The sequence below is a fragment of the Pseudomonas avellanae BPIC 631 genome (assembly GCF_000444135.1).
GTDB lineage: Bacteria > Pseudomonadota > Gammaproteobacteria > Pseudomonadales > Pseudomonadaceae > Aquipseudomonas > Aquipseudomonas avellanae.
Map to the genome: position 1 here is coordinate 25815 of NZ_ATDK01000211.1, position 19165 is coordinate 44979.

Annotated in this window: 13 protein-coding genes and 1 pseudogene; 12 read left to right on the forward strand and 2 right to left on the reverse strand. The window is 61.6% G+C overall.

The features are described 5' to 3' along the window. Window positions 1-227: 227 nt before the first annotated feature. From bcsQ to DW49_RS0107830, 9 genes and pseudogenes are all read left to right on the forward strand, one after another. The gene (bcsQ, locus tag DW49_RS0107790) at window positions 228-1367 is read left to right on the forward strand and encodes a cellulose biosynthesis protein BcsQ (RefSeq protein WP_005614991.1); all 1140 of its coding nucleotides are present in this window, start codon (window positions 228-230) and stop codon (window positions 1365-1367) included. Further along, a pseudogene (bcsA, locus tag DW49_RS01000000128180) lies at window positions 1364-3584 on the forward strand (UDP-forming cellulose synthase catalytic subunit). The gene bcsQ and the pseudogene bcsA overlap by 4 nt, the downstream one beginning before the upstream one ends. Before the next feature lie 14 nt (window positions 3585-3598). Further along, window positions 3599-5854: a cellulose biosynthesis cyclic di-GMP-binding regulatory protein BcsB gene (bcsB, locus tag DW49_RS0107800; protein WP_005614994.1), complete on the forward strand. Its 2256-nt coding sequence runs from the start codon at window positions 3599-3601 to the stop codon at window positions 5852-5854. 3 nt (window positions 5855-5857) lie between these two features. Further along, complete coding sequence (gene bcsZ / locus DW49_RS0107805; RefSeq protein ID WP_024419863.1) at window positions 5858-7069, forward strand: cellulose synthase complex periplasmic endoglucanase BcsZ; 1212 nt, start codon at window positions 5858-5860, stop codon at window positions 7067-7069. Next, a complete protein-coding gene (locus tag DW49_RS0107810) occupies window positions 7045-10953 on the forward strand; it encodes a cellulose biosynthesis protein BcsC (protein ID WP_005614999.1) in 3909 nt (1302 codons plus the stop codon). Before bcsZ ends, DW49_RS0107810 begins: the two co-directional genes overlap by 25 nt. Before the next feature lie 15 nt (window positions 10954-10968). Further along, a complete protein-coding gene (locus DW49_RS0107815) occupies window positions 10969-11634 on the forward strand; it encodes an SGNH/GDSL hydrolase family protein (protein WP_002556137.1) in 666 nt (221 codons plus the stop codon). Continuing rightward, window positions 11631-12305, forward strand: a complete 675-nt coding sequence (locus tag DW49_RS0107820) for an alginate O-acetyltransferase AlgF (protein ID WP_005615007.1) — start codon at window positions 11631-11633, stop codon at window positions 12303-12305. Before DW49_RS0107815 ends, DW49_RS0107820 begins: the two co-directional genes overlap by 4 nt. 18 nt (window positions 12306-12323) lie before the next feature. Next, window positions 12324-13739 carry an MBOAT family O-acyltransferase gene (locus tag DW49_RS0107825; protein WP_024419862.1) on the forward strand — a complete coding sequence of 472 codons (1416 nt, stop codon included), beginning with the start codon at window positions 12324-12326 and terminating at the stop codon, window positions 13737-13739. Window positions 13740-13750: 11 nt separating this feature from the next. After that, window positions 13751-14890, forward strand: coding sequence for an alginate O-acetyltransferase AlgX-related protein (locus tag DW49_RS0107830; RefSeq protein ID WP_024419861.1), 1140 nt, complete (start codon window positions 13751-13753; stop codon window positions 14888-14890). Between the two features lie 54 nt (window positions 14891-14944). Here the strand turns inward: DW49_RS0107830 and DW49_RS0107835 are convergent, their stop codons facing one another. Continuing rightward, window positions 14945-15406, reverse strand: a complete 462-nt coding sequence (locus DW49_RS0107835; RefSeq protein WP_005615017.1) for an RES family NAD+ phosphorylase — start codon at window positions 15404-15406, stop codon at window positions 14945-14947. Continuing rightward, window positions 15403-15852: a type II RES/Xre toxin-antitoxin system antitoxin gene (gene parS / locus DW49_RS0107840; protein WP_005615020.1), complete on the reverse strand. Its 450-nt coding sequence runs from the start codon at window positions 15850-15852 to the stop codon at window positions 15403-15405. The genes DW49_RS0107835 and parS overlap by 4 nt, the downstream gene beginning before the upstream one ends. 291 nt (window positions 15853-16143) lie before the next feature. On the opposite strand from parS, the gene DW49_RS0107845 reads away from it, so the two are divergent. From DW49_RS0107845 to aroA, 3 genes are all read left to right on the forward strand, one after another. Beyond that, window positions 16144-17148, forward strand: coding sequence for a response regulator (locus DW49_RS0107845; RefSeq protein WP_005615022.1), 1005 nt, complete (start codon window positions 16144-16146; stop codon window positions 17146-17148). A gap of 3 nt (window positions 17149-17151) precedes the next feature. Continuing rightward, complete coding sequence (locus DW49_RS0107850; RefSeq protein ID WP_003380358.1) at window positions 17152-17634, forward strand: PAS domain-containing protein; 483 nt, start codon at window positions 17152-17154, stop codon at window positions 17632-17634. Between the two features lie 95 nt (window positions 17635-17729). Continuing rightward, complete coding sequence (gene aroA, locus DW49_RS0107855) at window positions 17730-18986, forward strand: 3-phosphoshikimate 1-carboxyvinyltransferase (protein ID WP_024419859.1); 1257 nt, start codon at window positions 17730-17732, stop codon at window positions 18984-18986. The last annotated feature ends 179 nt before the right edge of the window (window positions 18987-19165 follow it).

The window sequence follows — 19165 nt, forward strand, 5'->3', positions numbered from 1 at the left end:
TGCAAGTGGGTAAAACCCTCGATTCAACCCCGTTTTACCCCGAATATTTCCAAATCTACAATTTTGTAACGCCAATAAAATGTCGAAAAGCGAGTAATTTACCGCTCATCGGTAAACTCTGGACGCCATATATCGGTTTATTGACACTGTCACAATGACATTACCCATTGGTATTAATGCTTTTTCACAGGGATCGTGTTTAGCGGTCCCGCTTGAGGTCGTGCAGAATGAGTCGTGCTGACGATGTGGCCAATCTGTTTCAACGTTTTGGCGCGAGCTCGGAAGGTTATCTGGAGACGGACAACAGCCTGGATTATCAGGAATCGTCCGTTTCCAGCATCCCGTCTGTTGCACTGCAACGAGCGACCTCTCAGCCGTCTCGTGAGCAACCTTGTTCAACGCTGCCGGCGCAAAACAACGCGACTGCACCTGATTCGATAACGCCCGATAAAACCAGGCGCATAGCCGCTGACACATTGGCGAAACTGCTCGCCGAGGCTGTTCAGGCGCGGCAGGCCGAGGCGCAGGCGCGTAACAGCGAGGCACTGGCTCAGTCGATGGGCAAAGGCCAACTTTCCAGAACCCCGGCACACGTCATCGCGGTGGTGTCAGCCAAAGGCGGGGTGGGTAAAAGCACCTTGAGCGCGGCGCTGACCAGCCTGGTCAAAGTGCCAGGCGGCCAGACGCTGGCCATCGACCTCGACCCGCAGAACGCCTTGCAGCACCATCTCAACGCCAGCCCGGATGTGGCAGGCCTGGGTGGTGCCAGCCTGAGCGGCGAGAACTGGCGGGCCCTGTTGTTGAACGGGTCTGCCGACACGCAGTTGCTGGCGTATGGCTCGCTGCAGCTTGACGAGCGTCGTTCTCTGGAGCGTTTTCAGCAAAGTGACGCGGACTGGCTGGTTCGCCAGATTGCGCGCATGCAATTGAGTGCGCGCGACGTGGTGATTCTCGACGTGCCGTGCGGTGATTTGCTCATGCTGGAACAGGCACTGAATGCCGCCAGCCAGGTGCTGGTCGTGCTCACCGCCGATGCGGCGTGCTACCTGACGCTGGACCAGATGCAGGGCTGGCTTGAGCCCGTGCTGGCCGGTCCGCAGCCGCCGGTCTGTCATTACGTCATCAATCAGTTCGATGCATCGCGCACGTTCAGTCGCGACATGCGCGATGTCATGGCAAAGCGTCTTGGCGGGCGTTTGCTGGGCATCGTGCACAAGGATAACGCGCTCGCAGAAGCGCTGGCTTACGGACACAACGCAGTACAGGTTCCGAGCGCCTCCACCGGCACTCAGGACCTGCGCGTGCTGAGTCACTTGCTGACCACCAGACTGCTGACTCAGGACGTAGAAGAGACCCGATTGTCATGACTAACCTGTCGCTCGACGCGTCCCCACCCCGGACGCGCTCATCGCTGTGGCTGAATGCTTTGTCGGCAAGGTTCGGCCAGCAGTCCAGAACCCTGCGCCGCGCACTGAAAACCGTGGCCATTGTTGTCGGCCTGCTGCTGATGGCGCTGGTCGTCACGGTGCCTCTGGACCTCTACGCGCAGTGCTTTTTTGCCTTGGCCTGTTTTGCCGCGATGCTGGTGATTCGCAAGATACCGGGGCGCATTTCGGTGCTGGCGCTGGTGACGCTGTCGTTGCTGGCGTCGTTGCGGTACATGTACTGGCGGCTGACCTCGACTCTGGATTTCGATAACTGGCTGGACAGCTTGCTGGGCTACGGGCTGATCGTCGCCGAGTTCTACACGCTGATCGTCATCGTGCTGGGTTACGTGCAGACGGCCTGGCCGCTGCACCGCAAGCCTGTGATCATGCCGAGCGATTCCAGCCAGTGGCCGACTGTGGATGTGTTCATCCCTTCGTACAACGAAGCGCTGAGCATCGTCAAACTGACCATTTTTGCGGCGCAGTCCATTGATTGGCCGCGAGACAAACTGCGCGTCTACGTACTCGATGACGGCCGCCGAGAAGACTTTCGCGAGTTCTGCGAGCAGATCGGTGTTGGCTACCTGACCCGTGAAAACAATTACCACGCCAAGGCCGGTAACCTCAACGAAGCGCTCAAGTCCACCGATGGCGAATACATCGCCATGTTCGATGCCGACCACGTGCCGACCCGCTCTTTTTTGCAGGTCGCCATGGGCTGGTTCCTCAAGGACTCAAAGCTTGCGATGTTGCAGACGCCGCACTTTTTCTTCTCGCCGGACCCGTTCGAAAAGAACCTCGATACCTTCCGCAGTGTGCCCAACGAAGGCGAGCTGTTTTACGGCCTGTTGCAGGACGGTAACGACCTGTGGAACGCGACCTTCTTCTGTGGCTCGTGTGCGGTGCTGCGGCGTTCGTCGCTGCTGGAAATCGGCGGCGTGGCCACCGAAACCGTGACCGAAGATGCGCACACTGCGCTGAAGCTCAACCGCGCCGGTTACAACACCGCGTATCTGGCAATCCCGCAGGCAGCGGGGCTGGCGACCGAAAGCCTGTCGCGCCATGTGGCTCAGCGCATTCGCTGGGCGCGTGGTATGGCGCAGATCTTTCGCACCGACAATCCGTTGCTGGGCAAGGGCCTGTCGATCGGCCAGCGGCTGTGCTACGCCAACTCCATGCTGCACTTCTTCTATGGCTTGCCGCGTCTGGTATTTCTCACTGCACCACTGGCCTACCTGCTGTTCGGTGCCGAGGTCATGCACGCCTCGGCGCTGATGATCACCGCTTACGTATTGCCGCACCTGGCGCACGCCAGCCTGACCAACTCCAGGATTCAGGGGCGATTCCGCCATTCGTTCTGGAACGAGGTCTACGAGGCCGTGCTGGCCTGGTACATCATGGGCCCGGTATTGATGGCCCTGATCAACCCGAAATTCGGTGGTTTCAACGTCACCGACAAAGGCGGCGTGGTCGAGGAGAAGTTCTTCGACTGGACGCTGGCGCGGCCCTACATCGTGCTGCTGACGCTCAACGCTGTGGTTTTCACGCTCGGTATCTACAGCCTGTATCAACTTGGGCTGGAACAACGATGCGATCACCCTGACCATCATCATCAACATGGCCTGGACGATCTACAACATCATCATCACCAGCGCCGCGATTGCGGTGGCCAGCGAGATCCGCCAGGTGCGCACTGAACCGCGTGTACAGGCCAGACTGCCGATTCGCGTCACCCGCGCTGATGGCGTGGTGTTCAACGCTGTGACGCAGGACTTTTCTCAGACCGGCCTGGGGCTTGTCCTGCCTGCCGATGCCGGTATCGACAGTGGCGACAGCATTACGGTGTCGCTGTATCGCGGTGCGCAGACCAGCCATTTCCCCGCCACGGTGATGTTCTGCCGCGATGGCTATCTGGGCACTCGTTTCGATGATCTGTCACTGCGCCAGCAGAGCGAACTGGTACGCCTGACGTTCGGGCGGGCCGACACCTGGGCATCGACCTGGGGGCGTGGCAAACCGGATACGCCGCTGGCCGCGCTGCGCGAAGTCAGCCATATCGGCGTTCGTGGCGTTGTCGAGCTGCTCAAGGCCACCCGCAAGGATTTCGGCCGCCTGTTACCCACACGTAAAAAAACCTCCCCACCTCCCGTAAACTGATGGATTGAGTAGTCATGACTAAACGGTATTTTATCGGTGCCGAACGGTTCGCCGTTCGCCGCTCATGGGCTTTGTTGGCCTGTGCGTTGCCCGTGCTCTCCACGGGGGGTGTCGCAACAGCGGCCGAAACGGCTGCTGCAAACGATGGTTACAGCGTGACGCTGAAGCAGTTGGGGCGTAATTACCCTATGAGCCTGCGCGGCGTGGACGCCACTGACAGCGTCAACTTCAACGTGCGTGCCGATCAGGTGGTGACCGGCGCGAGCCTGACCCTGAGTTACAGCTACTCACCGGCATTGCTGGCCGAACTGTCGCAGATCAACGTCATGATCAACGACGAAGTCGCAGCGACTCTGCCGTTGCCCAAAGAGGGCGCTGGCAAGCCGCAGACTCAAGTGATCGAAATTCCACCGCAGATGATCACCGAGTTCAACCGCCTGAACCTGCAGTTCATCGGCCACTACACAATGAGCTGCGAAGACCCCAAGCATTCCAGCCTGTGGGCGCGGATCAACAACGACACGCGTCTGGACATCCGCGTGACGCCGTTCGCGTTGCCCAACGATCTGGCCATTTTGCCGCTGCCGTTCTTCGACCGTCGCGATGACCGTGACGTAAACCTGCCGGTGGTGATGGGCGCGGCACCCGACAACGCCACGCTGGAAGCCGCCGGTGCGCTGGCGTCGTGGATCGGTGCGGCCAAGACCCGCTCGCGCATGGCCAGCTTCCCGGCGCACTTCAACGAACTGCCGGCCAAGGGCAATGCGCTGGTATTGCTCAAGGGCGAGGGTCCGCTGCAACTGGGCGCTTTGACCATGCCTGCGCCAAAAGGCCCGACCCTGACGATGGTGACGCACCCCAACGACCCGAACGGCAAGTTGCTGGTGATCACCGGGCGTAATTCCGCCGAGCTGAAAAAAGCGGTCAACGCGCTGGTGGTCGGCGGGCAGAGCCTGGTCGGCAGCAGTGCGCTGATCGAACGGGTCGACATGCTCGCGCCGCGTAAGCCGTATGACGCGCCGAACTGGCTGCCAAGTGATCGGCCGATCAAGCTTGGCGAGCTGATGCCTGCCAACAAACTGAATGTGTCCGGTTACGATCCGGGTGACATCACTGTGCCGCTGAACCTGCCGCCAGACCTGTTCAGCTGGCGCGAAGACGGTGTGCCGCTGAACCTCAAATACCGCTACACGCCGCAAGAGCGCTCCAACAATTCGTCGATCATGGTCAGCCTCAACGACACCCTGATCAAGGCCGAGCCGCTGCCGTCGATCGATAATCTGAGCAATTCGATCCTGGCCCGGCTGACCGGTGGCAACGACACAGTCAGCCGTGAAGCGCACGTGTACCTGCCGCTCAATTCGGTGGCGCTGCAATCGCGGCTGCAACTGCGTTACATGTTCGATTACCTCAAGCAGGGCGAATGTGGCGACATCATCATCGACAACATGCGCGGCAGCATCGACCCGGAATCGACGCTGGATTTCAGCGGCTACGACCACTTCATGGCGATGCCCAACCTGGGCGTGTTCAAGGACTCGGGTTTCCCGTTCACGCGTCTGGCTGACCTGTCGCAAACGGCGGTGGTGCTGGCTGACCAGCCGAGTACCGAAGACGTCAGCGCGTACCTGAACGTGCTGGGTCGTTTTGGTGAGTCCACCGGTTACCCGGCGACCGGTGTCACAGTGATGCAGGCCGCACAAATCGCCAGCGCCGCCGACAAGGACATTCTGGTCATGTCTTCCGGACCCGATCAGCCTTTGCTCAACCTGTGGGCCAACCGCCTGCCGACCTCCAGCAACGGTCAGCAGCAGGGCTTCGAGCTTTCCGATATGGCGTTCCGCCTGCGTGACTGGATGAGCCCGGACCCGGATGAAAACCTGCGTCGGGCGCGGTTGGCGATGGCGTTCTCCAGCGATGCGCGCAGCACCTTCCTGACCGGTTTCGAATCGCCGCTGCACAAAGGCCGCAGCGTGGTGCTGATCTCCAGTGGCCAACCCGGCGGCATGAGCGACGTGGCCCGTGCGCTGAGCAACAGCGACAAGGTGCAGGGCAGTCTGGTGGTGGTGCGCGGCGATTCCGTCGAAGCACTGGTTGCCGAACAGAATTACTACGTCGGTGATCTTGGGCCGATCAAATACGTGCAGTGGCTGATGTCGCGCAACGTGCTGTGGTTGTTGTTGATAGTCGCCGTGGGTGTGGTGCTGATCACCGGGGTGGCTTACCTGACCCTGCGTTCGCTTGCCAAACGCCGACTGGAGCATGAATAAGTCATGCCGGCTCTGGTAATCAATTTGCGCCGCACTGTTGGCTGGATGACCGGTGTGCTGGCGTCGGCGACGCTGACGCCGGTTCTTGCGGCCAGCACCTGCGACAGCCCGGCCTGGCCGTTCTGGCAGGACTACGCCACGCGCTACGTGCAGGCCGACGGGCGCATGCTCGAATCCAGCCTGAAAGCCAACCACAGCACTTCCGAAGGCCAGTCCTACGGCATGCTCTTCGCCTTGGTGGCCAATGATCGCGAGCGCTTCGACAGGCTCTGGACGTGGACTGCCGAAAACATGAACGGTGCCGACCCCAGGACACGCCTGTCCGGCTGGTTGTGGGGGCAGGGCGAAGATGGCAGCTGGAAACTGCAGGACGCCAACTCTGCGTCCGACGCCGACCTGTGGATCATCTATGCGCTGCTGGAAGCCGCCCGCATCTGGCAGCACCCGGCGTATCGAAACGACGCGCTGGCGCTGCTCAATACCGTTGAATCGCGGCTGGTGGTCAACCTGCCGGGGCTGGGCAAGATGCTTCTCCCCGGCCCCGAAGGTTTCGTGCAGCCCGACCACTTATGGCGTTTGAACGCCAGCTACCTGCCGGTGCCGCTGTTACGGCGTCTGGCCAAGGAAGAACCGGCTGGCCCGTGGAAGGAAATCGCCGACAACACGGCAAAGCTGATTGACGCATCAAGCCCGAAAGGCTTTATCGCCGACTGGGTGGGTTATCGCGGCACATCACCGAAAACCGGGCTGTTCGTGGTCGATCCGGTCACCGGCAAGCTGGGCAGCTACGACGCGATTCGCGTCTACCTCTGGGCGGGCATGACGCCTGCGTCCGACCCGTTGGCCGCGCGCTTGCTGGCGCGTCTCGACGGCATGGCGGTCAGCACGGCCTCCAGCGGTACGCCCCCGGAAAAAGTCCAGGTGATGAGTGGCGTGAGCCAAGGCCAGGCTCCGTTTGGTTATTCGGCGGCGCTGCTGCCGTACTTCCAGGCCAAGGGTCAGACGTGGCTGGCGGAACAGCAGCAGCGCAGGGTCGAAGCAGGCGTCAGCACGGCGCTGGCCCGCGACCCGACAGATCGCACCGAACCTGCCTATTACAACCTCATGCTCAGCCTGTTTGCCTTGGGCTGGGTCGAAAAACGCTATCAGTTCCGTGAAGACGGGACCCTCAAGTTGTCATGGGAGACGTCATGCCCGCGCGCCGCCACACGTTAGTCATCGGGTTGGTTGCCGCGATTGCAGCCAGCGTATCTCATGCCCAGGGCGCCACCGTGGAGGCGCAACTGATCGAGCAGGGCCAGTACTGGCAGGCGCGCTCGAACACAGTGCGCGCCGCCGAAATCTGGCAGAAAGTATTGCTGATCGACGCCAATCAGGTGCAAGCGCTTTATGGCATGGGCCTGATCGGCGTCAAACAGAACAAACCGCAACAGGCGCAAACCTACCTGACGCGCCTGCAAGCGCTGTCGCCAGTGCCCTGGCAGGCGGTGCAGCTGGAGCAGGACATTGCCCTTGGCCAGCCGCAAAATCAGGCGCTGCTGGATGACGCCCGACGCCTGGCCGACGCCGATGAGCGTGACAAGGCGACCGGGGTGTTTCGCCAGTTGTTCAACGGCCGTTTACCTCAAGGCACTGTGGGCCGCGAGTACTACACCAACCTGGGCTTCAACAACGGGGACTGGCCCGAGGCGCGCAAGGGCTTTGAACGCCTGATGCGGCAGAACCCGGACGACTCGATTCTGGCGCTGTTCTTCGCCAAGCACTTGGCCCGCCGCGAAGACAGCCGCGCCGAAGGCATCGCTGCTTTGGCGCGCCTGAGCACTCACCCGGACATCGCCGGCGATGCCGATCAGAGCTGGCGCATGGCGCTGGTCTGGATCGGCCCGCCTGCGGCTGCACAGGTGCCACTGTTTGACGCGTTTCTCAAGGTTCATCCCGACGATCAGGAAATCCGCGACCAGTTGAACAAGGGCCGCCAGCAGAACTCCAGTGGCGCTGCCTCAGGCTGGCAGCAAGACCCGCTGGTGGCGCGCGGGTTGAAGGCGCTGGACAGAAATGATCACGCGGCGGCCGAAGAAGCCTTTGCCGCCCGCCTGAAAATCAAGGCGGACGATGCCGACGCGCTGGGCGGCCTAGGCGTGGTGCGTCAGCAGCAGAACCGGCTGCCTGAAGCCGAACAATTGCTGACCCGCGCCACGCGTCAGCCGGGCGGTGCGCGCTGGAAAAACGCGCTGGAAAACGCACAGCTCTGGACCTCGCTGCAACAAGCCCGTGATCTACAGGCCAAAGGGCAAACCAGCCAGGCTCAAGCGCTGCTGGCGCAGGCGCAGCGGCAAAACCCTGACAGCATCGACGTGCGTTTGACCCTGGCCGACGTGCAGGTGCAGGCCGGGCAACTGGACGCCGCGCAAGCGGGCTATCGTCAGGTACTGGCCACCCAGCGCGGCAACCCGCAGGCAATACGCGGGCTGATCAATGTGCTGGCCCAGCGTGGTCAGGCTGATGAAGCGCTACGCCTGCTCGACACATTGTCGCCGGGCGAACAGGCCAAACTGGGCGACAGCGGTCGTTTCAAGGCGCTGCGTTCCACCCAGGTGGCGCGGCTGGCCGAGCAGCGTGGCGATGTTCGTGCTGCCCAGGCGGCCTTGAAAGACGCGGTGAAGAACGACCCGGACAATGTCTGGACGCGTTTTGACCTGGCGCGCCTGTACCTCAAGACCGACGAAGCGCCCAAGGCGCGCGCGCTGATCGACGAGCTGCTCAAGGCCCAGCCCAACAATATCGATGCGCTCTACACCAGCGCGCTGCTGTCGGTGGAAATGGGCCAGTGGCAGGACGCACAGACCACGTTTGCGCGTATCCCGGTTGATCAGCGCACGCCGGACATGAAAGCGCTCGCTGATGAAATCACCATGACCGTGCAGATCAACCTGGCTATCGGCATCGCCCGGCGCGGTCAGCGCCAGGAAGCGTTGGCGCTGCTCGATCGCTTGCAACCGGTCGCCAGCGGCAGCCCGGAGCGTCAACTCACGCTGGCCAACGCTTACATCGATGCGGGCGAGCCCGCGCGCGGTCGGGACATGGCCCGTGCGGCCATCGCTCAGGCCCCTGCGCCGTCGGCCGACCTGATGCTGCAATACGCCGGTCTGCTGCTCGCAGCGGGCGATGACGTGCAGGTCAATGCGATCCTGCGCAACGTGCAGGGTCAGCCGATGAGCGCGCAGGCCCGCAAACGTTTTGATGACCTTTTGTACCGCTACCGTATTCGCCAGGCCGATCTGCTGCGTGAAGGCGGTGATCTGGCGGGCGCATACGATACGCTGGCACCGGCTTTGGCGCAGCGCCCGGACGACATTCAGGCGGTGTCGGCCTTCGCCCGGATGTACACCGCCAACGGAGACAGCGCCCGAGCGTTCGAGCTGTACAAACCGTTGTTGCAGCGTCAGCCCAATGACCCGCAAGTACTGCTGGGCGCAGCTGATGCGGCGGTCAAAGCGCATGATTATGGTTTTGCCGAAAAAGCCCTGAGCCAGTTCCGCAAACTGGAGCGCAACGAACCGCAGACCCTGACCGAAGCCGCACGTATCTACCAGAGCATGGGGCAGACTGGCGCGGCCACCGAGTTGCTGCGCAAGGCCGTGGCCATCGAACAGACTGAAAAGCAGCGCGCGATGGCTGCGCAGGCTGTGCCGACCAGCACCACGTCGTCTAACCCGTTTGCGGCGGGTGGTTCACGTAGTCTGGCGGCGGCTTCGGCGATTCCCGCCCCGGCTCAGGTGTCGCTAAGCGGTGGGAGAGCACTTGAAACAAATAACGCGCCTGACGCACCTGCTCCGCGTGACACGGCTTACCCCGGCCAGATCGCCGCACAACAACAACAACAACAACCGCTGTCTGCCACACGTGCGCAAAGCGTGCGCGGCAATCCGTTCATGGCAGCCACCGACCGTGATCAGGCCAGCGGCGCACAGCAGGCGCTCAATCGCATTCTTGAGCAGCGCAGCGGCTTTGTCAGTCAGGGCCTGACCGTGCGCAGCAATAACAGCGAGTCGGGTCTGAGCAAACTGACCGTGGTCGAGACCCCGCTTGAGATCAACGTGCCTGCCGGTGATAACCGGGTGGCCGTGCGCGTCACGCCGGTGTCGCTGAATGCTGGCAGCGTGAAGTCCGATGCAGGTGCCCGCTTTGGCGGTGGCACCAGCGGTGCTGCGGGTTCGCAGAGCGACAAGGGTGTCGGCCTGGCGGTAGCGTTCGAGCGCCCCGAAGAAGGCCTCAAGGCCGATATCGGCACCACGCCAATGGGTTTCAAATACACCACGGTTGCGGGTGGCGCGAGTGTCGACCGGCCGTTGGGTGACAACCCGGACCTGCGCTACGGCCTCAATGTGTCACGGCGTCCGGTGACGGACAGCGTGACCTCGTTTGCCGGTTCCACCGACGAGCGCAGCGGCCTGTCCTGGGGCGGCGTCACGGCCAACGGCGGGCGTGGCCAGCTCAGCTATGACGACCAGACCATCGGCGGTTATGGCTACGGCTCGTGGCACAAACTGGTCGGCAACAACGTGAAATCCAACACCCGAGGCGAAGTGGGTGGCGGCGTTTACTGGTACCTGCGCAATGCCGAGGACAGCAAACTGACCGCAGGCCTGAGCCTGATGGGCATGAGCTATGACAATGACCAGAGCTACTTCACGTACGGCCACGGTGGTTATTTCAGCCCGCAGAGCTTCTATGCCATCGGCGTGCCGGTGATGTGGGCACAGCGCACCGAGCGTTTCAGCTATCAGGTCAAGAGTTCGATCGGGGTCCAGCACTTCAAGCAGGACGGCGCCGAATTCTTCCCCGACGACAGCACGCTGCAGGCCGCGTCCGGTCAGCGCTACACAGGGCAAAGCAAAACCGGAATTGGCTACAACCTGAGCGCGGCAGGCGAGTACAAGCTCGATTCCAGCCTGTTCATGGGCGCCAATCTGGGCCTGGACAACGCCCGGGACTATCGCCAGTTCAGCGGCGCGCTTTACCTGCGTTACATGTTCGAGGGCATGACCGGCCCGATGGCACTGCCGGTCAGCCCTTACCGTTCACCTTATTCCAACTGATTTCTGGAGAATTCGATGCCTTCCGTTCTTGCCGGTATGACCCTTCTGGTCTTGGGAGAAAGCCACATGAGTCTGGCCGATCATTTGATGGAACCGCTGCACGACAACCTGACCAGACAGGGCGCTATCGTGCATTCGATCGGTGCCTGTGGCGCGAGTGCCGGTGACTGGCTGATCACTAAAAAGGTCGATTGTGGGGCCGAGCAAAAAGGCAACGGCAAGATCGTCATCAAGGGACGTGACGCCACGACCACGCCCATCGGCGAGCTGATTGCGGCCGACAAGCCTGATCTGGTGGTGATCGTGATCGGCGACACCATGGCTTCCTATGACAAGCCTTCGTTTCCCAAGGCCTGGGCATGGCAGAGCGTCACCGGCCTGACCAAGGCGATTGCGGCCACGGGCACCAAGTGCGCCTGGGTGGGCCCTGCGTGGGGCAAGGTGGGTGGCATGTACCAGAAGAACGATGCGCGCACTCAGTTGATGTCGCAGTTTCTGGCCAGCAACGTGGCGCCCTGCACGTACATCGACTCGCTGAGCTTCTCTAAACCGGGACAATGGATCACCACCGACGGCCAGCATTTTACCGTCGCCGGTTATAAATCCTGGGGCACCGCGATTGGCGATGCCTTGGGCAAACTCCCGGTCACCAGTGTCAGCGCAGCCGGAGCGAAGCAATGATCGCCCTGCGCCTGATGGCCGGTAGCGTCGCGGCCCTGTTGATCGGTGCTCAAGCGCAGGCGGCCGACATCGCCCTGTACCCGACAGGCCCGGCGCAGGATTCGGCGTTCATTCGCTTTATCAATGCCACTGCCGCGCCGCTGCAAGTGGTTGCCCAGGAAGGCCAGGCACCGTTGCAACTGGACGCGGCAAAACCGGTGTCGCTGTTTTTTCCGGTGCAGGCCAGCAGCTCGATAAAAGGCACGTTGATCAGCGGCGAGAAAAAGCTGCCGATGGACGTCAGCGTCGAGCCGGGCGAGTTCGCCACCGTCGTCCTCACTGTGCAGCCTGATGGCAGCCTTGCGCCGGTGACGGTGCGTGAGCAGCCTGATGATTTCAACGGTTTGAAGGCATCGCTGGCGTTTTTCAGTCTGGATGCCGGTTGTGCGGAGGCAAGCCTGCGTCCGGCGGGTCGCACGGCTGATCTGTTCAAGGCGATCCCGACCGGTACGTTGCAGCGCCGTTCGATCAATCCGGTGAGCCTGTCGGTGCAGTTGGTCTGCGCCAACGCCACTGTCGGCGCACCGCTGGATCTGGGTGACCTCAAGGCCGGTGAACGCTACAGCGTATTGCTGGTGCCGTCCGCCACAGGCCCGCGCCTGTTGTCGGCCACGGACACGCTGTCCAACTGATCGGGTTCTGTCGTCGTTATGGTATTCGCCTCGCTCGAGTTTCTGATGGTGTTCCTGCCGGCTTTTTTGCTGGCCTATGCCGCAAGCCCTGCGGCCTGGCGCAACGTCATTCTGTTGATCGGCAGCTGGTTGTTCTACGGCTGGCTGAGCCCGCTGTTTCTGAGCCTGCACATCGTGTTGACGATCGTGGCCTGGGTCGGCGGTTTGCTGGTCGATCGGGCGCGGCAAGGTTCAACAGGGCGAGTGCGTCTGCTGGTGGCACTGATCGTGTTCAACACCGCCGTGTTGTGCTGGTACAAATACGCCAACATCGTCGCCGGCAGCTGGAATCAGTTGATCACGTATTACGGGGCGATGCCGCTGGAATGGCAGCGCGTGGCGTTACCGGCCGGGCTGTCATTCATCGTGCTGCAGGCGATTTCCTATCTGGTGGATGTGCACCGGCACACCGTGCCGGTCGAGCGCAGCTTCATCAATTACGCGACCTACATCTCGATGTTCGGCCACTCGATTGCCGGGCCGATCATTCGCTATGACTGGGTGCGCCGCGAGTTGGTGCAGCGTCATTTCAACCGCCTGAATTTCGCGCTGGGCGCGCGCCGTTTCATGATCGGCATGAGCATGAAAGTGCTGGTGGCCGACACCTTGTCGCCGTTGGTCGATGTGGCGTTTCACTTGCCCGATCCGTCGCTGGTCGATGCCTGGATCGGCTGCCTGGCGTACTCGCTGCAACTGTTTTTCGACTTCGCCGGTTACAGCTCCATGGCCATCGGCCTGGGATTGATGCTGGGTTTTCACTTTCCCGAGAACTTCAACCGGCCTTACCTGGCCAGCAGCATTCAGGACTTCTGGCGACGCTGGCACCTGTCGCTGTCCAGCTGGTTGCGCGACTACCTGTACATCGCGCTGGGCGGCAATCGGCATGGCGTCTGGAACACCTATCGCAACCTGTTTCTGACCATGGCCATCGCCGGTCTGTGGCATGGCGGCGACAGCTGGAACTACCTGTTGTGGGGCGCGGCGCATGGCGTGGCGCTGTGCGTGGATCGCGCCTGGTCGCGCTCCAGCCTGCCCGCTGTTCCCAAACCACTGGCGCACGTGTTGACGCTGCTGTTTGTGTGCCTGGCCTGGACGCTGTTCCGCGCGCCGGATTTTGCCACTGCGCTGACCATGTATGCCGGACAGTTCGGCCTGCATGGCCTGGGGCTGGGCGATGCATTGGCCGTGACCCTGCGCCCGGCGCACGGCATGGCGGCGCTGCTGGGCGTGGCCTGTGTGCTCGCGCCGTTGTGGCAGGTTCGCGTTGAGCAGCGCTTCGCCAGTCGCCCTCTGTTCATAGCGGGCGCCGCACTGTGGCCGGTGGCCGGCTTTCTGTTGTCGTTCGCGCTGATTGCCAGCCGCGAGACAGTTCCTTTTCTATATTTCCAGTTCTGAGGTCGGTGGCCATGACTGCTCCGTCTGCTGTACCGCCTCCTCCCAGCGAACTGGCCGTGCGTACCTGTGGCGTGGCGGGCATCACGCTGGCGGTTTTCATCGGCGTCGGCTTGCTGGCCTCTTGCATGCTGCTGGCCAGCGGCAAGGTCGAGTTGCTGCCAAAACCCCTCACCCTCGACGCAGCGCTGCATGGCGAGGTGACTCACAAACTGGCCAGGCAACTGTCAGGGACTTTTCTGGCGCAGCGCGCAGCGAATATCGAGCGTGGCGCAAGCTGGTTGCTGTTTCACGACACCGGCCCGCAGGTCCGTCAGGGGTGTCCGGGCTGGCTTTTTCTGACCGATGAATTCAGGCTCAATCGCGACGCGCAGGCCAATGCGCAACACAAGGCGCAGGCCGTCATCAATGTGCAACGCAGCCTGAAAAAGCGCGGCATCGACCTGCTGGTCGCCGTGGTGCCAGACAAAAGCCGCATTGCTGCAGCCCAACTGTGCGGGCTTTATCGCCCCGAGGTGCAGCAGGCCCGTGTTGTGCAATGGACCACCAGCCTTAAAGCCGCCGGTGTCGATACGCTGGACCTGACCGCTACCCTGCAACCGCTGGGTGAAACCGCATACCTGCACACCGACACGCACTGGAGCGAATGCGGTGCCAACGTGGCCGCCAGAGCGCTGGCACTGCACCTGCGCAAAGCCGGCTTTCAGGCCACTCCACAACGGCAGTTTCAAACCAGCATCGCCCCGATTGCCGAGCGCCCCGGCGATCTGGTGCGTTTGGCCGGGCTCGACTGGCTACCGCTGTCGTTGCAGCCTGCCGCACAAAGCGTCGCCGCCACGCAAATCACCGAGCTTGCCAGTGAAGCAGCGGCAGGCGGCGACAACCTCGACGACCTGTTCGGCGACAGCAACCTGCCCAACGTCGCCTTGATCGGCACCTCGTTCTCACGCAATTCGGGTTTTGTCGGGTTTATACAGCGCGAACTCGGTGCACCGATTGGCAACTTCGCCAAGGACGGCGGCGAGTTCTCGGGCGCTGCCAACGTCTATTTCGACAACCCGGCCTTTCGCCAGACGCCGCCAAAACTGCTGATCTGGGAAATCCCGGAGCGGGATTTGCAGACGGTTTATGAGGTGGTCGACCTTCGGCCATAACGATATCAAATTCGCACCTGACTTTATCGAGCAACTGGCTGTCCCGTATCAAGCTCATTCCAAACGCGGATCAACCACAAACTCCAGTTCCCGGGCCTTTGCCACAACAGCCTGAAATTCCGGGTGGCGGGCGTTGAGCAGGTAGTTGGACTCGCGCGGGATGATCACGCTGGGCACGGCCAGCGCGAGGCTTTGGCCGGAGGCCAGCCAGGCGTCGCCGAATGAGGCGGTGGCTTGGGGCGCGGGTTCTTCGCGCCAGTCGGGGGGCAGGGTGTCGGGGCGGGCGTTGAGGATATGTGCTTCGGCGATCTGCAGTTCCAGCATGGCGTAATGCCGGGCCACGCCGCTGTTGTTCAGGTGAACCAGTATTTCCAGTAACGCCAGCGATTCGCTGCCCGCGCAGTACACGCAGGCATTGCCTTTACTGTTCCAGCGTCCGCCGTAGAGCTTTGCGCCTTCGCCGTCGAACGCTTGGGCCAGCCATTTGCGTTTGACCAGGCGATACACCGCAATCACGCCACGACTCCATGTTCCAGCCGACCAACCAGGTCCAGCACGGCCTGGGCTTCGGCTGAGGTGGCGAGCATTTCCAGCGGTCTGCGATTGCCCAGCCCATAGACCGGATTGGCCAGCCACAGGCGCGTGGCTTCGGTGTCGTCTTCAAACAGGTCCAGCGCAGCCTTGTAGACGGCTGCCAAGCGAAACAGACGGTCACTTTCCTCGGCATTGAAGCGGCGCACCTTGAGGCGCCGCTGCAAGGTCGCCGGGGCGATACCCAGATGTTCAGCCAGCGTCGAGCGGTTCAGGTCGGTGTACTGCGCCAGACGCTCGAACACTTCATAGGGCAAGCCGCTGTGCAGCGCTGTGTACAAGCGAGTGCCACGCGCCGGAATACCGAGGTGCTGCCAGAAATCGTCCTGCCGGGGCAGGGCGGGATGGTAATCGCTGATGGGCAGAGACATGACACACCTCGTTATTGATCTATCGAGTGATTGCTATTAAATCTATCACTTGATGGTAAGCCCGTTTGGCGGGTCGCGGTAGTGATTTGCAGCAACAAAAAGTGACTTAAATTACAGAAACGCCAAACAGCGCCGACTTAAGGCTTATAGGTTTAGTTTGAATGTTGTTGAGCGAGCGTTATAGGCTCAGTGTCAGATCGATCTCGACAGTGCCCAATCTCGGTAGTGCCGTCGAACGCGTACGTGCTGTCCCCGTCGCCAGCCTGATTTTTTTGCAGTGAGAACTACACGATGTCCACGCTTGCACTGTTGATATGCGATGACTCGAACATGGCGCGCAAGCAGCTGCTGCGCGCGCTGCCTGCCGATTGGGATGTGGCGGTCACGCTGGCCACCCAGGGCGAGGAAGGTCTGGAGGCCATTCGTAAGGGGCAGGGCCAGGTTGTCCTGCTCGACCTGACCATGCCGGTGATGGACGGCTACCAGACGCTGGCAGCGATTCGTGCCGAAAATCTGGACGCCAAAGTCATCGTGGTGTCAGGCGACGTGCAGGACGAGGCCGTGCGCCGGGTCATGGAACTCGGCGCGCTGGCGTTCCTGAAAAAGCCTGCCGACCCGGACGAACTGAAAAGCACACTGGAACGCCTCGGCCTGCTGGGCAAACCGCCGGCTATTCCCGTTGCGCTGCCGGCCCTGAACAGCACGGGCGGGGTGATCAGCTTTCAGGATGCCTTCCGCGAAACCATCAACGTTGCGATGGGCCGCGCCGCGGCGCTGCTGGCCAAGGTGCTGGGTGTGTTCGTGCAATTGCCGGTGCCCAACGTCAACATGCTGGAAGTGGGCGAGTTGCACATGGCGCTGGCCGACGCCCACGCGGATCAGCACCTGACGGCCGTGTGTCAGGGCTACATCGGTGGCGGTATTGCCGGCGAAGCGCTGCTGATCTTCCATGACTCGGAAATCTCCGGCGTGTCGAAGTTGATGGGCGACGATAATTCCGACAGTTCGAACATGGAGATGCTGCTGGACCTTTCCACCATCCTCATCGGTGCCTGCCTGAGCGGGATTGCCGAGCAGATCGACATCGCGTTCTCGCAAGGCCACCCTCAGTTGCTGGGTGCGCAGGGCGGCATTGACGAGCTGATCCGTATCAATCCGCAGCGCTGGAAAAAGACCCTGGCGGTCGAAATCAGTTACAGCGTGGAAGGCCACAACATTCACTTCGATCTGCTGATGCTGTTCACCGAAGATTCGGTCGACCTGCTCAGCAAAAAACTCGCCTACATGATGAGCTGACCCATGAGCAACGCTATCGAAATCAACGAGCTTCATTGGTTGCTGGCCGTCACGCAGAACATTGACGTGGGCATTGTGGTGCTTGACCTGAACTACCGGGTGACGGTCTGGAACACCTTCATGGAAAACCGCTCCGGCGTGGTGCCCTATGTGGCCATCGACAAAACCTTTTTCGAGCTGTTTCCAGAGGTGAACCGGCAATGGTTGAGCAAGAAAATCGATAACGTCGTGACCCTCGGCACACCGGCATTTACGATTTGGGAGCAGCGGCCGTACCTGGTGCGCTTCAAGAATTACCAGCCGATTACCGGGCATGAAGAGTTCATGTATCAGAACACCACGCTGTTCCCGCTGCGCTCGACCACCGGCGCGATCAGCCATGTGTGCCTGGTGATCTACGACGTCACCGACGTGGCTGCCAACCGCAATCAGTTGCAGGCGGCCAACGACAAGCTGCAGCGATTGACCGGCGCCGAGCAAAAGTAATCGGCCATCAGGCTCGCAGGGTGAGCAAAACCGCCCTGTGGGCTTGATCCCGCTCGTGCTAGGATCGCGATTTTCCGCTGACGCTCAGGGACATCATGCGACCTCAAGCCACCCTCACTGTTATGCCTGTCGAGCGCCCGCTGGTCGGGCGCGTCAGCCCGCCGGGCTCCAAGTCGATCACCAACCGCGCACTGCTGCTGGCGGGGCTTGCCAAAGGCACCAGCCGCCTGACCGGCGCGCTGAAGAGTGACGATACCCGTGTGATGTCCGAAGCACTGCGCCTGATGGGCGTGCAGGTCGACGAGCCGGATGACAGCACCTTTGTGGTCACCAGCAGCGGCCACTGGCAAGCGCCGCAGCAAGCGCTGTTTCTCGGCAACGCCGGGACCGCAACGCGCTTTCTGACCGCTGCGCTGGCCAACTTTGAAGGCGACTTCGTGGTGGATGGCGACGAGTACATGCGTAAACGCCCGATCGGCCCGCTGGTCGATGCCTTGCAGCGCATGGGCGTGGAAATCAGCGCGCCCAGCGGTTGCCCGCCCGTGGCGATCAAGGGCAAGGGCGGTCTGGAAGCCGGGCGTATTGAAATCGACGGCAATCTGTCCAGCCAGTACGTATCGGCGCTGCTGATGGCCGGAGCCTGTGGCAAAGGCCCGCTTGAAGTGGCGCTGACCGGCAGCGAGATCGGCGCACGCGGCTATGTCGATCTGACCCTGGCGGCGATGCAAGCCTTCGGCGCCGAAGTTCAAGCCATCGGCGACGCCGCCTGGAAAGTCTCGGCCACTGGCTACCACGCCACGGATTTCCACATCGAGCCGGATGCATCGGCAGCCACCTACCTCTGGGCCGCACAAGCCCTGACCAAAGGCAGCATCGATCTGGGCGTGGCCAGTGATGCATTCACTCAGCCTGACGCGCTGGCCAGCCAGATCATCGACAGCTTCCCGAACATGCCGGCGGTGATCGACGGTTCGCAAATGCAGGACGCCATTCCCACCCTCGCAGTGCTCGCGGCCTTCAATCGTCAGCCAGTGCGTTTTGTCGGCATCGCCAACCTGCGGGTCAAGGAATGTGACCGAATTTCAGCGCTGTGTAACGGCCTGTGCGCCATCGCACCGGGCCTTGCGGTTGAAGAGGGCGACGACCTGATCGTGCACGCCAACCCGGCGCTGGCAGGTACCACGGTCAACGCACTGATCGACACCCATTCCGACCATCGCATCGCCATGTGCTTTGCCTTGGCAGGTTTGAAGATCAAAGGTGTTCATATTCAGGACCCCGATTGCGTCGCCAAGACCTATCCCGGTTACTGGGATGCGCTGGCTTCGCTGGGTGTGAGTGTTCAGCGCTAACCCAGCAACTCGTTAGCTTGCTGAGTCGCAAGTTGTGGAGAACAAGTTGTGGAGAACAGGTTGTGGAGAAATTGTAACGTGATCAAAAAAATGAGCTTTTCTAGGGTCTGTTCCCGTTTCCACGTAACCCATTGATCCCTATGAGAACAGGCCCGTATTGTTGGAGTTCTCACACAACA

What these genes read in the sequence shown, in the direction of transcription:
- bcsQ (WP_005614991.1), top strand. Translation starts at nt 228, where the DNA reads ATGAGTCGTGCTGACGATGTGGCCAATCTGTTTCAACGTTTTGGCGCG.
- bcsB (WP_005614994.1), top strand. Translation starts at nt 3,599, where the DNA reads ATGACTAAACGGTATTTTATCGGTGCCGAACGGTTCGCCGTTCGCCGC.
- bcsZ (WP_024419863.1), top strand. Translation starts at nt 5,858, where the DNA reads ATGCCGGCTCTGGTAATCAATTTGCGCCGCACTGTTGGCTGGATGACC.
- DW49_RS0107810 (WP_005614999.1), top strand. Translation starts at nt 7,045, where the DNA reads ATGCCCGCGCGCCGCCACACGTTAGTCATCGGGTTGGTTGCCGCGATT.
- DW49_RS0107815 (WP_002556137.1), top strand. Translation starts at nt 10,969, where the DNA reads ATGCCTTCCGTTCTTGCCGGTATGACCCTTCTGGTCTTGGGAGAAAGC.
- DW49_RS0107820 (WP_005615007.1), top strand. Translation starts at nt 11,631, where the DNA reads ATGATCGCCCTGCGCCTGATGGCCGGTAGCGTCGCGGCCCTGTTGATC.
- DW49_RS0107825 (WP_024419862.1), top strand. Translation starts at nt 12,324, where the DNA reads ATGGTATTCGCCTCGCTCGAGTTTCTGATGGTGTTCCTGCCGGCTTTT.
- DW49_RS0107830 (WP_024419861.1), top strand. Translation starts at nt 13,751, where the DNA reads ATGACTGCTCCGTCTGCTGTACCGCCTCCTCCCAGCGAACTGGCCGTG.
- parS (WP_005615020.1), bottom strand. Translation starts at nt 15,852, where the DNA reads ATGTCTCTGCCCATCAGCGATTACCATCCCGCCCTGCCCCGGCAGGAC.
- DW49_RS0107845 (WP_005615022.1), top strand. Translation starts at nt 16,144, where the DNA reads ATGTCCACGCTTGCACTGTTGATATGCGATGACTCGAACATGGCGCGC.
- DW49_RS0107850 (WP_003380358.1), top strand. Translation starts at nt 17,152, where the DNA reads ATGAGCAACGCTATCGAAATCAACGAGCTTCATTGGTTGCTGGCCGTC.
- aroA (WP_024419859.1), top strand. Translation starts at nt 17,730, where the DNA reads ATGCGACCTCAAGCCACCCTCACTGTTATGCCTGTCGAGCGCCCGCTG.